Below are 16,678 nucleotides of genomic sequence, written 5' to 3'. Positions count from 1 at the left end.
ATGAAATCGATACAAGCAAAAAGACCGGCCTTGGGGCCGGTCTTTTCATTTTCAATCTTACGCGCGTCACTCCGCCGCGCGGCGAGCCGCAGCGGCGGCGCGATCCATCGCGTCCTTCGCGGCGTCCTTGGCATCGCCCATGGCCTGCTGGCCCTTGCCCTTCACTTCCTGCACCACGCCCTCGCCTTTCATGCGATCGGATCCGGTGGCTTCACCGACGCCCTGCTTGGCCTTGCCGATCGCCTCGTTGGCGGTGCCCTTGATCTTGTCGGTCGTGCTGCCCACGAAAATCTCCTTTCGATTTGCTTGGAATGACAACGCCTGATGGCTACGAGGGTTCCGATTTTGGTATGGCTTGCGGCTGCGGCTTTGGGTTAGTTTGCCGCGCACGGAACCAACAGAAAGCAAGTCCCATGACCGGCCATGACCATTCGCATTCCCACCATGACCATGGTCATCATCATGATGACCGCTGGAAACATGACGGCGTGCGCGTCATTCCCGGCAATCAGCTCGATACCAACGTGCCGTCGACAGCGGGCATGGACCGTGCGGCCGCGATCAATTTCGCCCGCGTCGGCGCCCAGAAATTGTGGGCGGGCACCGTCAGCATCAAGCCGGATGCCAAGACCGGCGCGCATCACCACGGCCATCTCGAAAGCGTCATCTATGTCGTGAAGGGCAAGGCGCGCATGCGCTGGGGCGAGCGCCTGCAATTCACCGCGGAAGCCGGCCCTGGCGACTTCATTTTCGTCCCGCCCTACGTGCCGCACCAGGAGATCAACGCCAGCGCCGACGAGGTGCTGGAATGCGTGCTGGTGCGCAGCGACGGCGAGGCGGTGGCCATCAACCTCGACATTGAGCCGGTCGAGAAGCCCGAGACCGTGCTGTGGATCGACCCGGTGCACCGGGATCCCAACGAGAAGAAGTAAGTCTCTTCAGGGGCGCGGAGAGCGGCGCGACAGGGCCCCGCAGTCGGGGTCCGAAAAATTTGTCTGAAGTCGTGTCGGATGGCGGCCTGGCCATCCGTCCTTGGCCAGAACCCCGCCAAGGAGCTTCCGATGCCCAAGATGATCTTCGTCAACCTGCCGGTGACCGACCTCAAGCGCGCGACTGCCTTCTATGAGGCGGTCGGCGCGGTCAAGAACCCGCAATTCAGCGACGAGACCGCGAGCTGCATGGTCTTTTCCGAGACCATCTTCGCCATGCTGCTGACCCACGACAAATTCCGCCAGTTCACGCCGAAGCCGATCGCGGACGCCAGGACCTCGAACCAAGCGTTGTTCTGCCTGTCCGCGGACAGCCGCAGCGAGGTCGATGACATCGTTGGCAGGGCGGAGGCTGCAGGAGGCGTTGCCGATCCCAGCCCGAAGGACGAATACGGCTTCATGTACGGCCGCAGCTTCGAGGATCCGGACGGCCACATGTGGGGCGTGAACTGGATGGACCTTTCAGCCGCCCCTCTGCAGCCCGACCTGGCGAACGCCTGAGCCGAAACAGCAGACCTCAAGAGGAGCATTCACCATGTCCAAGCTCGTGCCCTGCATGTGGTTCAACGGCGATGCCGAGGACGCTGCAAAATTCTACGTCTCGCTGGTCCCGAATTCGGCGATCACACACGTTCAGCGCAACGTTTCGGACGGCCCCTCCGGCAAGGAAGGCTCCGTGCTCGTCGTCGAGTTCACCGTGGCCGGACAGAAGCTGGTCGCGCTCAATGGCGGCATGAAGATGGAATACACCCACGCCATTTCGCTGATGATTCATTGCGACGACCAGGCCGAGGTCGACAGTGTCTGGAACGCGTTCCTCGCCCATGGCGGCAAGGCGGAGCAGTGCGGCTGGCTGAGAGATCGCTGGGGCGTGGCCTGGCAGATCGTGCCAAAGGTGATGTTCGAGTTCCTGTCGAGCCCGGACAAGGCCGCAGCCGCGCGCGCGATGCAGGCGATGATGAAGATGGTCAAGCTTGACGTCGAGGTGTTGCGGCGGGCGTTCGAGGGCAAGTCGGCGGCGTGAGGGCGGGTCGCTCTCGCCACATACTCATTGTCATCGCCCGGCTTGACCGGGCGATCCAGTACTCCGAGGCAGTTGTGATTGAATCGATAGGCCGCGGCGTACTGGATTCCCCGCCTGCGCGGGGAATGACAGCCGTGCTCGCCGGCTAATAATTAATCCGCAGCCCCACGCCGCCATGGATGGTGTTGCCGACCGGCTGCGGGCCCAGCGTGCCGTTGGCGAAGAGGTCCACGATCCAGCCCTTCTGCACGCGGAAGCCGAGGCGGCCGCCATATTCGAACCAGCCCTGGTTGCCCATGGTCGGCACCACCGTGCCCTGGCCGGTCACTGTGGCGACGATGCCGCTGTGGCTGGCGAAGGACTGCACCCAGCCGCCATTGATGTTGGTCTCGATGCTGCTGCCGAACAGATGCGTCCACTGGCCGCCGATCTTGACGAGGCTGGTGCGGTCGGTGCCATCAGCGATGCTGGCGTCGAACGGATTGAACGCCACCGCGCTGTCGCGATAGCCGGAGACGCGTTGCCAGAGCTGCCAGACCTCGATCGAGGCCGCGACCTCGTCGCGCGGCGAGAGGCGGCTCATCCAGCCGGCGCGGCCGTAAACGGCGTAGTTGGACGCGTTGGTCGAGCTCGTCACGGTCACCGGCCCGAGGCTGGTGTCGTAGCTGCGCGTGTAGCGCGCCTTCTCCCATGGGGTCAGGATCGCGCCGACGTCGAAGAACGGGCGCGACGAGCCCCAATCGGTGAAGTCGTAGCGAAGCGCGAAAGCGCCGATCGGTGCGCTCGTGATCTCGTAGCCGCGCCCTTCGTAGTGCGTATAGGCGATGCCGGCGAGCAGCGAGAGATTGTTGGTCAGCGCCTTGCGACCATGGATGCCGGCCGAGAACGAGCCGGCCGAGCCGAACGCGCTGATGCAGTCGCCGCAATTGATCTGCTCGTTGACGCCGAGCAGCACGGTGCCGAGCACCCGGTTGGTGATCATCTGATTGAAGCGCTGATTGGCAAGGCCGCCGATCGAATTGCCGCTGGAATCCGCGCCCGTCGGTCCCGACGGCGACGGAGCCGGGCTCGGTGAAGGCGACGGATAGGGGCTGGGCGATGGGGAGGGGGTCGGCGTGGGCGAGGGATTCGGCGACGGGGAATAGGTCGGGGACGGATATGGCGACGGCGAATAGGTTGGGGACGGAGTGGGCTCTGGTTCACCGCACTCGGACCCGCACTCCGAGGCCTGTGCAGCCGCCGGGCGGGCATCGAACGTGACGAGCGCAAACGCCGCAGATGCGGCCAGCGCAGCGGCAAGGATGAGGCGCCGAACGGTGAATTTCGCCATCGTCAGCGCCCGCACAGCATGGCGTCGTCCTCGACGGCAGGCGTGATGGTCGGCGAGGCGCCGGCATACTGGTTGACTGCGCACAACCCGGCGCTCGCGGCGCAATTGGCGGCGAAGGTCCAGGGCGGCGTGTTGCTCTTGGTGATGCTCACCTTGCCGCCAGTCGAGGTGATGATGGCGGTGTCGCCGGGCTGGGTGAGTTGCACGCACTGGGCGCTCCTCGTGCACACGCTGGCCGCGCCGTCCTGAAGCACAACGACGGAGCGCCCGCGCTGCGAGAGAATGTCGAGCGTGGTGCCGCGCACGCCGATGGTGGCGAGCGGTGTCGTGATCTTGTAGGCGGCCTTGTCGGAGCGTCCGGTGACGAAGCGGAAGGCGCCGGTGGTCATGCGGATCGCGACGTCACGATAGCTGTGCTCGTCGTTGAAGACGGTGCGGTCGAGCTTCAGCGTGGCGCTCGGCCCCAGTGATAGATTGGTGCTGTCGGCCATCACGAAACGCGCCGCGCTGTCGGCGCCGGTTCGCACGGTCTCGTCGCGCAGCATGCTGTCGCCAACATTGATCGGCGTCGTGGTCGCGGCGACGCGCACCACTTCGTTCTGAATGACGACAGCCTGGCCGACGCGCGTCTGCGCTTCGGCGCCGGATGCCGCACAGATTGCGGCCGTGAGCAGTGTGGAGAAAAGGCAAAAACGCAAATTCATTTCGCAACCGATCGATGTGTCCCTGATCGTACCGGATCGCGCGCGCTTCTGATGTGGCGGAATTATCACAAGCGGCGCAGGACCTGCGTCATGCTTAGTGACAGTTGCGGCAGAATGCGTTCAATGACGGGAAGCAGTTTATTTTTCTCCGCGGTGAAGCCAATTTGCCACGCAAGACAGCCCCAGAAAAGATGCGCGAATTGCCTGCGGTTCCTGAGGTGTCGCGGAGTGCAGTGATTGCTGTCGCGATCTTCCTGATCGCGCATCTGGCGCTGTTGATCGGCGTCGTCACGCCGGAAAGATTCGTGTTCGATGAGGTGCATTACGTGCCGGCGGCGCGCCAGATGCTGACGCCCGCGATGTCGCAGCCGATGCTCAATCCGATGCATCCGCCGCTGGCCAAGGAGATGATCGCGGCATCGATCGCAACGTTCGGCGACAACGCGCTTGGATGGCGTTATCCCGCGACCTTGTTCGGCGCGCTCGCGATCGTCGCGATCTATCTGTGCGGACTCGCGTTGTTCGCCGCGCAGGGGCCGGCGATCGCCGCCGCGCTGATCGCAGCCTTCAACCAGATGCTGTACGTCCAGGCGCGCATCGCGATGCTCGATGTCTTTGCGCTCGGCTTCGGCCTGCTCGCCACCGCCGCCTTCATGCATGGGTTTCGCAGAGAGCGGCCGCAAGCGCTGTTCGCGGTGGCGGGCAGCCTGTTCGGCCTTGCGGCCGCGTGTAAATGGAGCGGCCTGTTCCCGCTCGGCGTCTGCATCGTCATTGTTGCGGTGATCCGCCTGATGCAGGGCTGGCATACGCTGTTCGCCGACGCGAAGCCGGACGACTGGTATCGGCCGGAGCTTTGGCCCGGCCTGAAGCTGCATCATGTCGCGCTCTGCTTCGCCGTCCTGCCGGCATTGGCTTATCTTGCCGCCTTCGTTCCGCTCTACGGATTGTCGCTCCCGGACTTGATCGAGGCGCAGCGGCGGATCTTTGCCGACAACACCACGACGGCCATCGCCGGCCACACCTATATGAGCGCATGGCCGTCCTGGCCGCTGCTCGCGCGCCCGGTCTGGTTCCTGTTCGACAAGACCGCGGAGGACCACATCGCCGCGATCGTCTTCCTCGGCAATCCGCTCGTGCTGTGGCCGGCTCTGCCTGCACTCGCCATGGTGCTGCGCGATTTCATCGTGGCGCGGCGCTGGGATGCATTCCTGATCGCCACATTCTATTTCGGTCCCTGGCTCGCCTGGGCGTTGCTGCCGCGCACGCTGAGCTTCATCTATTACTATCTGCCGGCCGCGACCGCGGCGTCCCTGGCACTGGTCTATGTGCTGCGCCGCGAGGGTCTGCCGCGCTGGCTGTTGTGGGCTTATGTCGGCGTCGCGGCGGCCGGCTTTGCGGTGATGCTGCCGATTTCCGCGGCCTTCGTCGGCACCTCGATGGGAGGCTTCAACCGGCTGATGCTGTTCCAAAGCTGGATATGAGTTCGCCGCCCGCCGGGCTGCGGCAGGCGGCGTGTTTTACTCCAGGAGCCGAGAATCATTTCGCTGCGGTCTTGGTGTCCATGTTCACGACCTGGACCCGGCGGTTCATGGCGTCAGTGCCGTTGGCGGCATCCTTCAGCTTGGTCTCGCCGTAGCCGACGGTGACGAGATCGTTGCCGTTGAGGCCGTAATTCTGCATCAGGTACTTCTTGATGGTGTCGGCGCGCCGTTCGGAGAGACCTTGATTGTATGCTTCGCCACCGGTCGCGTCGGTGTGGCCGGCGACCACGAAGGTCGAGCCCTTCAGCGCTGGATCGGACAGCGCCTTGCCGAGCGCCTGCACCGAGGCCATCGAGGTCTTGGCGATGTCGGCCGAGTTGTAGTCGAACTGGATCTCCAGATCGATCTTCGGCTTGGTGGCAGCGAGCTCGGCGATCTGCTCGCGCTCGCCTGTCGAGAGCGACCGGGTCGAGCGGTTGCGCACGGTGTTCAGGAAGGTCGCTTCCTTGGCCTGCACGGTCGTATCGGTCTGGGGGCCAACGGACAGGCCGCGGGTCGCCGGCTTCGGCTTCAGCGCATCGACGATCTGGCCGGCGGAGATGTTGTTGTCGCCAGCCAGCGCAAGGCCGGCCGTCATCAACAGGACGGCTGTCAGGGTGATCGCCGTCAGTCCAAAAGACTTATTGAAATGGGTCATGGTGGTATCCTCGCTGTTACGCCTGATGGCGATTTGATGCTGCGAGCGTAGGGCAGGTTCAACGGCTCTGATGTGATCTTGGTCACATTGGAAGCGGCGAGCCGAGGGCACTGTGGTCCGGTTCGATCATTCACAGTTTGCTTAGAGCCGGCCGTACTGGGTTCCGGGAAACCCGAACGTCGCAAAGGCGTCGCCTCACCGCCCGCCCGCGAACAAGAATTCGTCCAGATGTTCGCCTAACACACTTCAATCATTCGATAATTTGACGCGAGGGGAGCCGAGTTCCGTCCTGTGCCGAGGCCAAGTGACTATCAGCGCGACTATCAATTCCATCGCAGCGGCCCGCCGGATCGGACAGTGACCCTGAACGCAATGCCCATCTATATCGGTGCGGCGATGATCGCGGTGGCCATCCTGCTCTCGACACTGATCACCGGGATGACCTCCCGCTATGTCGGGCTCGAAGGGCCGACCGACGAGAACGTCTGGCTGGTCGATCGCCTCACCGGCAGTGTCTATCGCTGCCAGGCAGAAGGACGTGGCAAGGCCATCTGCGACCCGGAGGTCGCCACCGGCAGCGTCGGGGAGCGCCCAAAAGCCGCACGCTGAAAAGCGGGTATCACTGCAGCGCAGCAACGAAATTGTCTTTTCCCTGCAAACTTGTGGCTGAAGAATGGCGGTGCGTTGGCCGGCATCAGGCCGGCTGCCTACTCGAGGAGAGAACTTGATGAAGACCCTGTTGCTCGCGACGGCATTCGCCGCACTTGCTCTGTCCCCCGCATCCGCCGCCAAGATGGCGTGCACCAGTGCAAACATGGCAAAGCTCGTTGCCGGCATGGGCGGCGAAGACACGCCCGCCAAGATCGCGGCGAGGAAGTCGATGGCCGCGGCCAATTCCGACATGAGCAAGGGCAACATGCGTGGAGCATGCAAGCACTATATGAACGCCGAGAAGTCGATGGCGATGAAGAAGTAGGCTTCCGCCTGATCCCCACACGTCATGGCCGCGCTGGCAGCAGATGGCAGCGCGGCCTTTTCGTGTCCCGCTTCTTTCCTCGCGGCGAATCCCGCTACATTGCACGCTGCAATGCCCCGCACGTCCAAACCGCTTCCGCTCTCGACGACACAGGCCCGGCAGATCTGGCTGCATGCCCAGCGGCTGACCGACCGCGCTCCGTTCGGCGAAGGCGCAGAGGCCGTCTCGGCCGCTGTCGCCCATCTCGGCTATGTGCAGATCGACACCATCAACGTCATCGAGCGTTGCCATCACCACATCCTGTTCAGCCGGATCCCGACCTACCGCCGCGCCGATCTGCGCCAGGCCCAGAGCATCGATAAGACCGTGTTCGAGTACTGGACGCACGCGCTCTCCTACGTGCCGGCGAACGACTTCCGCTTCTTCCTGCCGGCGATGCGCGAGCACCGCCGCGAGGGGCACAAATGGTTCGCCGCGGTGAAGCCGGCCGACACGCGCAAGGTGATGCGGCTGCTGCGCGGCGGGCCGCTGACGATCCGTGACATCGACGACGACGTGCTCGTCGAGAAGGAGCATCTGTGGCAGAGCCGCAAGCCATCGAAGCGGGCGCTGCAGCTCGCGTTCTATACCGGGGCGGTCACCATCAGCGCGCGCCAAGGCATGCTCAAGACCTACGAGCTGACGACGCGTCATTTCGGCTGGGACAGGCTGCCGAAGCCGGCGCCGGCAAGCGAGATCACGGCCTATCTGCTCGACCGCGCGTTGCGCTCGCAGGGCGTGGTCAGCCTCGATTCGGTCTGCCATCTCGATGCGCCCAGCAAGAAGCCGGTCGCGCGCCTGATCGCCTCGCGCGTCCGCCGCGGCGAGCTCGTGCCCGTCGCGATCGAGGGCGCCGGTAAGCAGGAGCACTGGGCTTCGCCCGCAGCGCTTGAGCCGCATGAGGTGTCGCCCGATCTCGTCCACATCCTCTCGCCGTTCGATCCCCTGATCATCCAGCGCAAGCGCACCAACCTCATCTTCGGCTACAACCACCTGTTCGAAGCTTATGTGCCGAAAGCCAAGCGCAAGCTCGGCTATTTCGCGCTGCCCGTGCTGGTCGGAGACGAGATCGTCGCCGCGCTCGATCTCAAGACCGATCGGCAGAACAAGAAGCTGTTGATGCAGAAATGGACCTGGGTCGGGCAGGGCAGGAAGACGGCGGGCCGCAAGGAGCTGAAGCGCGTGATCGAGGAGGAGCTCGACCGTTTCGAACGGTTTCAGCTCGCGGAGTGAGGCTCCGACGGCAGCCTTGTAGGGTGGGCAAAGCGAAGCGTGCCCACGTTTTGCCTATTCGATGACGAGACGTGGGCACGGCGCTACGGCGCCTTTGCCCACCCTACGGGACCGCGCATGGCAACGCGATCGATCCACATGCCAAACGCAATCCCAACCGCATAGGCCAGCAAATTCCAAAGCGAGAAGATGCGGCCGAGCAGCAACGCGCCGGCGGTGGTGAGGCGGAACGCATCGAGCCAGGGAGTATGCATCAGGCGGGAGAACTCGACGACTGCCGCGATCACTATCGCGATGGCTGCGAGCTGGCTCCGTGTCAGCCGCGGCAGCACGACTCCTGCCAGCAGAAACACCATCGTCGCCCACAGCAGCGAGCCGCCGTACTTCACGATGAACGCAGGCAGGCCGAGCGGGAAGCCGTACCAGCGAAGGGACAGCCCACAGGCAATCACTGCGAGCGCGAAAGCAGCGCGGATCAGTGAGGTCCGTAGAGGCGCAACAGGCGTGCCCGGCTGCGTCTCGTGCATTGCTTGCTCCATTGACTCTTTGCTCGCGATGCTGAAAACGGCCGCAGACCCGAAAAAAGCAACAACCCCGGGGGAAGCCATGAGCCAGACCACGACCTATGCCGGTTCCACCGGTGCCACCAAGTCGGACATCGAAACCTCGACCATCCGCGCCATCTCCTGGCGCCTGATTCCGTTCCTGGTGCTGGCCTACTTCTTCTCCTATCTCGACCGCGTCAATCTTGGCTTCGCCGCGCTCACCATGAATGCGGACCTGAAGTTCACCCCGCTGATCTACTCCTGGGGCGCCGGCATCTTCTTCATCGGCTATTTCATCTTCGAAGTGCCGAGCAACCTCGCGCTGGAGAAATTCGGCGCGAGCCGCTGGATCGCCCGCATCATGGTGACCTGGGGCATCATCTCGGCGCTGATGGCGGTGGTCAGCGGCGTCACCAGCTTCTACGTCCTGCGCTTCCTGCTCGGCGTCGCCGAGGCCGGCTTCTTCCCCGGCATCATCCTCTATCTCACCTATTGGTATCCGGCCGAATATCGCGCCCGCTTCCTTGCGGCCTTCGCCGTCGCGGTGCCGGTCTCGACCGTGATCGGCGCGCCGATCTCGGGCCTGTTGCTCGGGCTCGACGGCATGATGGGGCTGAAAGGCTGGCAATGGCTGTTCATCATCGAGGGCATCCCATCGGTGCTGCTCGGCATCGTCACCTGGTTCTATCTCACCGACAAGCCGGAGAAGGCGGACTGGCTGTCGGCCGAGCAGAAGGCATGGTTGAAAGCCAAGCTCGATTCGGAGATCGCGGCCAAGCAGGCGGTGAAGCATTTCTCGCTCGGCGAGGCGCTGTCTTCACCGAAGGTGATCGCGCTCAGCCTGGTCTATTTCGGCTTCGTCGGCGCGCTCTATGGCATGCAGTTCTGGCTGCCGCAGATCGTCAAGGCGTTCGGCCTCACCAACGCCCAAACCGGATTCGTCACTGCGGTCCCGTATCTGTTCGGCACCATCGCCATGATCCTGTGGGCGAGGCATTCGGATGCGAGCCGCGAGCGCGTCATGCATGTCGGCGCGCCGCTGCTGCTCACCGCAGTCGCGCTCGGCATCTCCTCCTATCTCACCGATCCCACGCTGACGATGGTGGCGCTGACAGTGGCCGCGATCGGCGTGTTCTGCTGCTTCGGTGTGTTCTGGACCCTGCCGACCGCCTGGCTGTCCGGCACGGCGGCCGCAGGCGCCATCGCGCTGATCAACTCGATCGGCAACCTCGCTGGCTTCGGCGGGCCGTACCTGATCGGCTGGGTCAAGGAGGCGACGGGCCAGACCTCGACGGGCCTCTTGGTGCTCGCCGTGCTGCCGTTGATCGCGGGCATCCTGGTGTTCGTCGGCGGACACGACAGCAAGCACGAATTCGCCGACCTGGGGCGGTGAGGGGGCACGCACGTCGCGCGCTGTACCCACCATCTTCGCCGCAGAGCGGTTCTGGTGGGCACGCTCCGCTTTGCCCACCCTACAATAACACCTCGCGGCCAAGCCTATCCCTCCTTACCACTCCTTCACGATCACGCATTCCTGATGACTGACGATTATTGACTTTTATCAGTGAACAGTCGACATTCCTCTCGGTCGAGATGCAGGAGTGTCCTTCGATGTTCGTCCGGTCGATTTTGTCGAGCTATTCCAAGCTTTTCGCAGGAGCCGCGCTCGCCCTGATGGCCGTTTCGCTGGCAGGGTGCAATGATACCGTCGCCGAGAAGGCCGAGCCGCCGCGGCCGGTTCTGGTGGCAACCGCCCATTACGCTGCCGAGACCCCGGAGCGCAGCTTCGTCGGCACTATCCGTCCCAGGATCGAGAGCGATCTCGGCTTCCGCGTCGCCGGCAAGGTTGCCAAACGCCTCGTCGAAGTGGGCCAGACAGTCGAAGTCGGCCAGCCGCTCGCCACCCTCGACGAGGTCGACCTGAAGCTCCAGGCCGAGCAGGCCGTTGCCGAGCAGACCGCCGCAACCGGCGTGCTGGCCCAGGCCGCCGCCGCCGAGCAGCGCGCCAAGGACCTCAAGGCCAAGGGCTGGACCACGGACGCCCAGCTCGACCAGAGCCGCGCCGCCGCCGATGAAGCCCGTGCGCGCTTGAACCGCGCCGAGCGCTCGGTCGAGTTGACCAAGAATTCCCTTTCCTACGCGACGCTCAACGCCGACGCCCGCGGCGTCGTCACCGCAACGCTGATCGAGCCCGGCCAGGTGGTTGCCGCGGGCCAGGCTTCGATCCGTGTCGCCCGCTTTGCCGAGAAGGAAGCGGTCGTCGCGATCCCTGAGACGCTGGTCGGACGCGCCAAGTCGGGCGTCGCCAGCGTCACTCTCTGGTCCGAGCCGAACAAGAAATACACGGCCAAGCTGCGCGAGATCGCGCCGGCAGCCGATCCCGCCACGCGCACCTATCTGGCAAAGTTCTCGCTGCCCGAGGCCGACGACAAGGTCGCGCTCGGCATGACGGCGACGCTGACGCTGTCGGATGCCGCGACCGAGCGCGTCGCGCGGTTGCCGCTGTCGGCGCTCTTCAACGAAGGCGGCAAGCCCTCCTTCTACGTTGTCGACGACAACGGTGGCGTCACGCTCAAGCCGGTCACGGTGAAGTCCTACGAGAGCAAGGACGTCGTCATCACCGGCGGCGTGGAGGAGGGTGCCAAGATCGTCGCCCTCGGCGTGCAGAAGCTCGATCCCGGCCAGCGGGTGCGGATCGTGTCGTCCTTGTCGTTCTGATCCGTCGTTTGAAAGTCTGGTCCTTCGGACCATCCCGGAATGACAAGAGAAGTGAGTTACGTCGTGTGAGGTGAGTTTCGGCCTTTGTCCCTAAGCAAAGGCTGAAGCGGCGAAGCGATCCAGAACCTGCCCAGCCCCCTGGATTGCTTCGCTGCCTCGCGACGACTGTTTGAACAGAGCGGCTGTCGTTGTTTGCAACTGGATCGTCTTTCGGAGAGTGCGATGAAGCGCTTCAACCTTTCGGCCTGGGCCGTCAGCCATCCGACGCTGGTGCTCTTCCTGATGATCATTCTCGGCGTCGCCGGCTTCTTCTCCTATGAGAAGCTCGGCCGTGCCGAGGATCCGTTCTTCACGGTGAAGGTGGTCAACGTCTCCGTGATCTGGCCCGGCGCGACCGCGCAGGAAATGCAGACCCAGGTTGCCGATCCCATCGAGAAAAAGATCCAGGAGCTGCCCTATTTCGAGAAGGTGCAGACCTATTCCAAGCCCGCCTTCACCGCGCTCCAGGTCACCTTCCGTGACAACACGCCGCCGAAGGACGTGCCCTACCTCTTCTATCTCCTGCGCAAGAAGCTGGTCGACGTGCAGGGCCAGCTGCCGTCCGGCATTCTCGGGCCCGTCGTCAACGACGAGTTCTCCGACGTCGATTCCATCCTCTACATGATGACCGGCGACGGCGCCGATTATGCGCAGCTCAAGAAGGTCTCCGAAGGTTTTCGCCAGCGCCTGCTCAAGGTGCCCGGCGTGACCAAGGTCGACGTCTACGGCAACCAGGATGAGCGCATTTTCGTCGAGTTCAGCCACGCCAAGCTCGCCACGCTCGGCATCACGCCGCAGGCGCTGTTCGATTCGCTCGCCAAGCAGAACAACGTGACGCCGGCCGGCACGGTCGAGACCTCCTCGCAGCGCGTGCCGCTGCGCGTCACCGGCGCGCTCGACGGTGCCAAGGCCGTCGCCGAAACGCCGGTCGAGAGCAACGGCCGCGTGTTCCGTCTCGGCGATATCGCCACCGTCACCCACGGCTATGTCGATCCGCCGAGCTTCGTCGTGCGCCAGGAAGGCAAGCCCGCCATCGGCATCGGCGTCGTCACCGCCAAGGGCGCCAACATCCTGGATCTCGGCAAGGAGGTCGAGAAGGCGACGGCCGACTTCATGAAGGCCGTGCCGCAGGGCGTCGACGTCAAGCTGATTGCCGATCAGCCCAAGGTGGTCGAGCACGCCGTCGGCGAGTTCGTGCACTCCTTCATGGAAGCGCTCGTCATCGTGCTGTTCGTCTCGTTCCTGGCGCTCGGCTGGCGCACCGGCATCGTGGTCGCGCTGTCGGTGCCCCTGGTGCTCGGCATCGTCTTCATCGTCATGAACACGATGTCGCTCGACCTGCACCGCATCACGCTCGGCGCGCTGATCATCGCGCTCGGCCTGCTCGTCGACGACGCCATCATCGCGGTCGAGATGATGGTGGTGAAGATGGAGCAGGGCTGGGACCGCATGCGTGCGGCGTCCTTTGCCTGGGAATCTACTGCGTTTCCGATGCTCACGGGAACGCTGGTCACGGCCGCTGGCTTCCTCCCCATCGGCTTTGCCAATTCCGCGGTCGGCGAATATGCCGGCAGCATATTCTGGATCGTGGCAATCGCGCTGGTTGCCTCCTGGTTCGTGGCGGTGATCTTCACGCCCTATATCGGCGTCAAGCTGCTGCCCGAGATGAAGGCGCACCACAACCATGATCCGCATGCGGTCTACGAGACCCGCATGTACCGCGGCCTGCGCGCCATCGTGAAATGGTGCGTCAACCACCGCATCACCGTGGTGGTCGCGACCGTCGGCGTCTTCGCCGCCTCGATCGTCGGCTTCGGCCAGGTCCAGCAGCAGTTCTTCCCGCTCTCGGAGCGCCCCGAGCTGTTCCTGCAGCTGCGCCTTCCGGAAGGCACCGCCTTCAACGTTACCGAGAAGGCGGTGAAGAAGGCTGAGACGCTGCTCAAGGACGACAAGGACATCGAGACCTATACCGCCTATGTCGGCCAGGGCTCGCCGCGCTTCTGGCTCGGCCTCAACCCGCAGCTTCCGAACGAGGCCTTTGCCGAGATCGTCATCGTTGCCAAGGGAGTCGAGGCGCGCGAGCGCATCAAGGCCAAGATCGAGACCGCGGCCGCCGAGGGCTTCCTGACCGAGGCACGCGTGCGCGTCGACCGCTTCAATTTCGGTCCGCCGGTCGGCTTCCCCGTGCAGTTCCGCGTGATCGGCCCGGACGCCAACAAGGTCCGCGAGATCGCCTACCAGGTCCGCGACGTCATGCGGGAGAACAAGAGCGTCAAGGACGTCCAGCTCGACTGGAACGAGCAGTCGCCCTACCTCAAGCTCGTCGTCGACCAGGACCGCGCCCGCGCCATGGGCCTGACCCCGCAGGACGTCTCGCAGGCGCTGGCGATGCTGATCTCGGGCTCGCAGGTCACAACCGTGCGCGACGGCATCGAGAAGGTCGGCGTGGTCGCCCGCGCGATCCCGTCCGAGCGCCTCGACCTCGGCGGCGTCGGCGATCTCACCATCACCTCGCGCAACGGCGTCGCCGTGCCGCTGCAGCAGATCGCTCGAATTGAATATGCCCATGAGGAGCCGATCATGTGGCGGCGCAACCGCGACATGGCGATCACCGTGCGCTCCGACGTTGTCGACGGCGTGCAGGCCCCTGATGTCACCAACCAGATCACGCCGAAGCTGAAGGCGATCAAGGATCACCTCGAGCCGGCCTACCGGATCGAGCCGGGCGGCGCGTTCGAGGAATCCGCCAAGGGCAACGCCTCGATCTTCATCCTCTTCCCGGTGATGGTCATGGTGATGCTGACGCTGCTGATGATCCAGCTGCAGAGCTTCTCACGCCTGATCCTAGTGTTCCTGACCGCGCCGCTCGGCATCGTCGGTGCCTCGCTTGGCCTCAACGTCGCCAATGCCCCGTTCGGCTTCGTGGCGCTGCTCGGCCTAATCGCGCTCGCCGGCATGATCATGCGCAACACGGTCATCCTGGTCGACCAGATCGAGACCGACGTCAGCCACGGCCTGACCCGGCGCGAGGCGATCGTCGAGGCGACCGTCCGCCGTGCCCGGCCGGTGGTGCTGACGGCGCTCGCCGCCATTCTCGCCATGATCCCGCTGACGCGCTCGGCCTTCTGGGGCCCGATGGCGATCACCATCATGGGCGGCCTGTTCGTCGCGACCTTCCTGACGCTGCTGTACCTGCCGGGCCTCTACGCCCTGTGGTTCCGCAAGAGCCTGGACGAGGCCGGAACGCCCGAGCAGCCGGCCGCGCCGCAGCATGGGAGCGATGACCCGCACGCAATTCCGCTTGCCGAAGCGGCTGAATAGATGAGAAGACTGTTGACCAGCGAGTCCTGACTGATGGCCCTTGTTTCGGAACATATCGAAGTCGACACCCGGGATCGCATCCTCGAGGTGGCCGAGCGGCTGTTCCGCCAGATCGGCTACCAGAAGACGACCGTCGGCGACATCGCCAAGGAGCTCAGGATGAGCCCCGCCAACGTGTATCGCTTCTTCGAATCGAAGAAGGCGATCCATCAGGCGGTGGCCCGCTCGCTGATGGGCGAGGTCGAGCTGGAGGCGCAGCGGATCGTGGCAAGGCCCGGTCCGGTGCTGCCGCGCTTCCGCGAGCTGCTCATCACCATCAATCGCATGAACACCGAGCGCTATGTCGGCGACAACAAGCTGCACGAGATGGTCGCGATCGCGATGGAGGAGGACTGGGAGGTCTGCGTCGCCCATATGGAGTGCATCGCCGGCGTCATCGGCCAGATGATCGCGCAAGGCGTCGCCTCCGGCGAGTTCGAGGCCCCGGACCTGCAACTGGCCTCGCTGTGCGCCTGCACCGCGATGATCCGCTTCTTCCACCCCCAGATGATCGCCCAGTGCGCCACCAAGCCGGGCCCGACCATCGACCAGATGATCGATTTCGTCATCGCGGGTCTGTCGCCGCGCCACTGACGGGCGGGGCGTTTTCTCCTATAAGCAGACTGATCGCCCCGGCACGACCGCCGGAGGCGGACCGGGACGGACCCACAAACTCCGTCATTGCGAGCGCAGCGAAGCAATCCAGACCGTCTCCGCGGAGGGATTCTGGATTGCTTCGCTGCGCTCGCAATGACGAAAGGAAGCAGCGCGTGACCGACAAAGACCTGTACTTCTACGAACCCTCCAAGGGCCACGGACTCAAGCACGACCCCTTCAACGCCATCATCGCGCCGCGGCCGATCGGCTGGATCTCCTCGCGCGACGCCAGGGGCCACGTCAACCTCGCGCCCTACAGCTTCTTCAACGCGTTCTGCTACGTGCCGCCGATCATCGGCTTCTCCTCGACCAACTGGAAGGACACGGTGGAGAACATGCAGCAGACCGGCGAGTTCGTCTGGAATCTCACGACGATGGATCTCGCCAAGCACATGAACGCGACCGCGGCGCATGTCGCCCCTGAGGTCGACGAGTTCGAGGTCGCGGGCCTCACCGCCGTGCCCGGCAAGCTCGTCAATGTCCCGCGCGTCGGCGAGAGCCCCGTCGCCTTCGAGTGCAAGGTGTCCGACATCGTCCGCCTCAAGGGCGCCAATGGCAAGGAGGCCGACGCCTGGCTGACGCTCGGCGAAGTCGTCGCCGTCCACATCGACAAGGCCTTGATCAAGGACGGCGTTTACCAGACCGCCGCCGCCCGCCCCATCGTCCGCGCCGGCCGGCGCGGCGATTATTTCGAGATTAAGCCGGAGAACATGTTCGAGATGGTGCGGCCGGACTAGGCCACTTCCGTCATTCCGGGGCGACGCGCAGCGTCGAGCCCGGAATCCATTCATCGACCAACGCTGCGGCACGATGGATTCCGGGCTCACGCTTCGCGTGCCCCGGAATGACAGTGGAGAGACATTCAGCCCCCACCCCCTCCCGGAAC

17 protein-coding genes are annotated in these 16,678 nt (G+C 64.3%); 12 read left to right on the top strand and 5 right to left on the bottom strand.

Going from position 1 to position 16,678, the window contains the following annotated elements:
* Window positions 1–66: 66 nt before the first annotated feature.
* Entirely contained in the window at window positions 67–285 is a 219-nt protein-coding gene (locus I6F12_RS34035; RefSeq protein WP_036013900.1) for a CsbD family protein, read from the bottom strand.
* Between the two features lie 128 nt (window positions 286–413).
* On the opposite strand from I6F12_RS34035, the gene I6F12_RS34030 reads away from it, so the two are divergent.
* From I6F12_RS34030 to I6F12_RS34020, 3 genes are all read left to right on the top strand, one after another.
* Entirely contained in the window at window positions 414–932 is a 519-nt protein-coding gene (locus I6F12_RS34030; protein WP_225158254.1) for a cupin domain-containing protein, read from the top strand.
* A gap of 129 nt (window positions 933–1,061) precedes the next feature.
* Entirely contained in the window at window positions 1,062–1,490 is a 429-nt protein-coding gene (locus I6F12_RS34025; protein WP_225112441.1) for a VOC family protein, read from the top strand.
* A 34-nt stretch (window positions 1,491–1,524) separates the two neighbouring features.
* The gene (locus I6F12_RS34020; RefSeq protein ID WP_225136298.1) at window positions 1,525–2,013 is read left to right on the top strand and encodes a VOC family protein; all 489 of its coding nucleotides are present in this window, start codon (window positions 1,525–1,527) and stop codon (window positions 2,011–2,013) included.
* A gap of 145 nt (window positions 2,014–2,158) precedes the next feature.
* Here the strand turns inward: I6F12_RS34020 and I6F12_RS34015 are convergent, their stop codons facing one another.
* Entirely contained in the window at window positions 2,159–3,343 is a 1,185-nt protein-coding gene (locus tag I6F12_RS34015; RefSeq protein WP_192893325.1) for a hypothetical protein, read from the bottom strand.
* 2 nt (window positions 3,344–3,345) lie between these two features.
* Window positions 3,346–4,047 (bottom strand): FecR domain-containing protein, encoded by a 702-nt coding sequence (locus I6F12_RS34010; RefSeq protein WP_192893324.1) that lies wholly within the window; start codon window positions 4,045–4,047, stop codon window positions 3,346–3,348.
* Window positions 4,048–4,238: 191 nt separating this feature from the next.
* Here I6F12_RS34010 and I6F12_RS34005 point away from each other — a divergent pair, with 191 nt between their 5' ends.
* Window positions 4,239–5,528 (top strand): glycosyltransferase family 39 protein, encoded by a 1,290-nt coding sequence (locus tag I6F12_RS34005; RefSeq protein WP_225158253.1) that lies wholly within the window; start codon window positions 4,239–4,241, stop codon window positions 5,526–5,528.
* A 55-nt stretch (window positions 5,529–5,583) separates the two neighbouring features.
* Here I6F12_RS34005 and I6F12_RS34000 read toward each other — a convergent pair whose 3' ends face one another.
* Window positions 5,584–6,225: an OmpA family protein gene (locus I6F12_RS34000; RefSeq protein WP_225158252.1), complete on the bottom strand. Its 642-nt coding sequence runs from the start codon at window positions 6,223–6,225 to the stop codon at window positions 5,584–5,586.
* A gap of 372 nt (window positions 6,226–6,597) precedes the next feature.
* Here I6F12_RS34000 and I6F12_RS33995 point away from each other — a divergent pair, with 372 nt between their 5' ends.
* The 3 genes from I6F12_RS33995 (at window position 6,598) to I6F12_RS33985 (ending at window position 8,473) form a co-directional block, all read left to right on the top strand.
* Entirely contained in the window at window positions 6,598–6,834 is a 237-nt protein-coding gene (locus I6F12_RS33995; protein ID WP_036013890.1) for a hypothetical protein, read from the top strand.
* Window positions 6,835–6,952: 118 nt separating this feature from the next.
* Window positions 6,953–7,201, top strand: a complete 249-nt coding sequence (locus tag I6F12_RS33990; RefSeq protein ID WP_036013887.1) for a hypothetical protein — start codon at window positions 6,953–6,955, stop codon at window positions 7,199–7,201.
* 111 nt (window positions 7,202–7,312) lie between these two features.
* Complete coding sequence (locus I6F12_RS33985; protein WP_225128112.1) at window positions 7,313–8,473, top strand: crosslink repair DNA glycosylase YcaQ family protein; 1,161 nt, start codon at window positions 7,313–7,315, stop codon at window positions 8,471–8,473.
* Between the two features lie 83 nt (window positions 8,474–8,556).
* Here the strand turns inward: I6F12_RS33985 and I6F12_RS33980 are convergent, their stop codons facing one another.
* A complete protein-coding gene (locus I6F12_RS33980; RefSeq protein WP_225115082.1) occupies window positions 8,557–9,000 on the bottom strand; it encodes a DUF2809 domain-containing protein in 444 nt (147 codons plus the stop codon).
* 79 nt (window positions 9,001–9,079) lie between these two features.
* Between I6F12_RS33980 and I6F12_RS33975 the strand changes: the two genes are divergently transcribed.
* From I6F12_RS33975 to I6F12_RS33955, 5 genes are all read left to right on the top strand, one after another.
* Window positions 9,080–10,411: an MFS transporter gene (locus I6F12_RS33975; protein WP_225158251.1), complete on the top strand. Its 1,332-nt coding sequence runs from the start codon at window positions 9,080–9,082 to the stop codon at window positions 10,409–10,411.
* A 218-nt stretch (window positions 10,412–10,629) separates the two neighbouring features.
* Complete coding sequence (locus I6F12_RS33970; protein WP_036024781.1) at window positions 10,630–11,736, top strand: efflux RND transporter periplasmic adaptor subunit; 1,107 nt, start codon at window positions 10,630–10,632, stop codon at window positions 11,734–11,736.
* 222 nt (window positions 11,737–11,958) lie between these two features.
* Entirely contained in the window at window positions 11,959–15,096 is a 3,138-nt protein-coding gene (locus I6F12_RS33965) for an efflux RND transporter permease subunit (RefSeq protein ID WP_057026238.1), read from the top strand.
* 33 nt (window positions 15,097–15,129) lie between these two features.
* A complete protein-coding gene (locus I6F12_RS33960; RefSeq protein WP_036013870.1) occupies window positions 15,130–15,729 on the top strand; it encodes a TetR/AcrR family transcriptional regulator in 600 nt (199 codons plus the stop codon).
* A gap of 176 nt (window positions 15,730–15,905) precedes the next feature.
* A complete protein-coding gene (locus I6F12_RS33955; protein ID WP_036024785.1) occupies window positions 15,906–16,529 on the top strand; it encodes a flavin reductase family protein in 624 nt (207 codons plus the stop codon).
* Window positions 16,530–16,678: the final 149 nt, after the last annotated feature.

Source organism: Bradyrhizobium sp. IC4059 (assembly GCF_020193615.1).
Lineage (GTDB): Bacteria > Pseudomonadota > Alphaproteobacteria > Rhizobiales > Xanthobacteraceae > Bradyrhizobium > Bradyrhizobium yuanmingense.
This window is presented reverse-complemented; position numbering and strand designations above follow the sequence as displayed.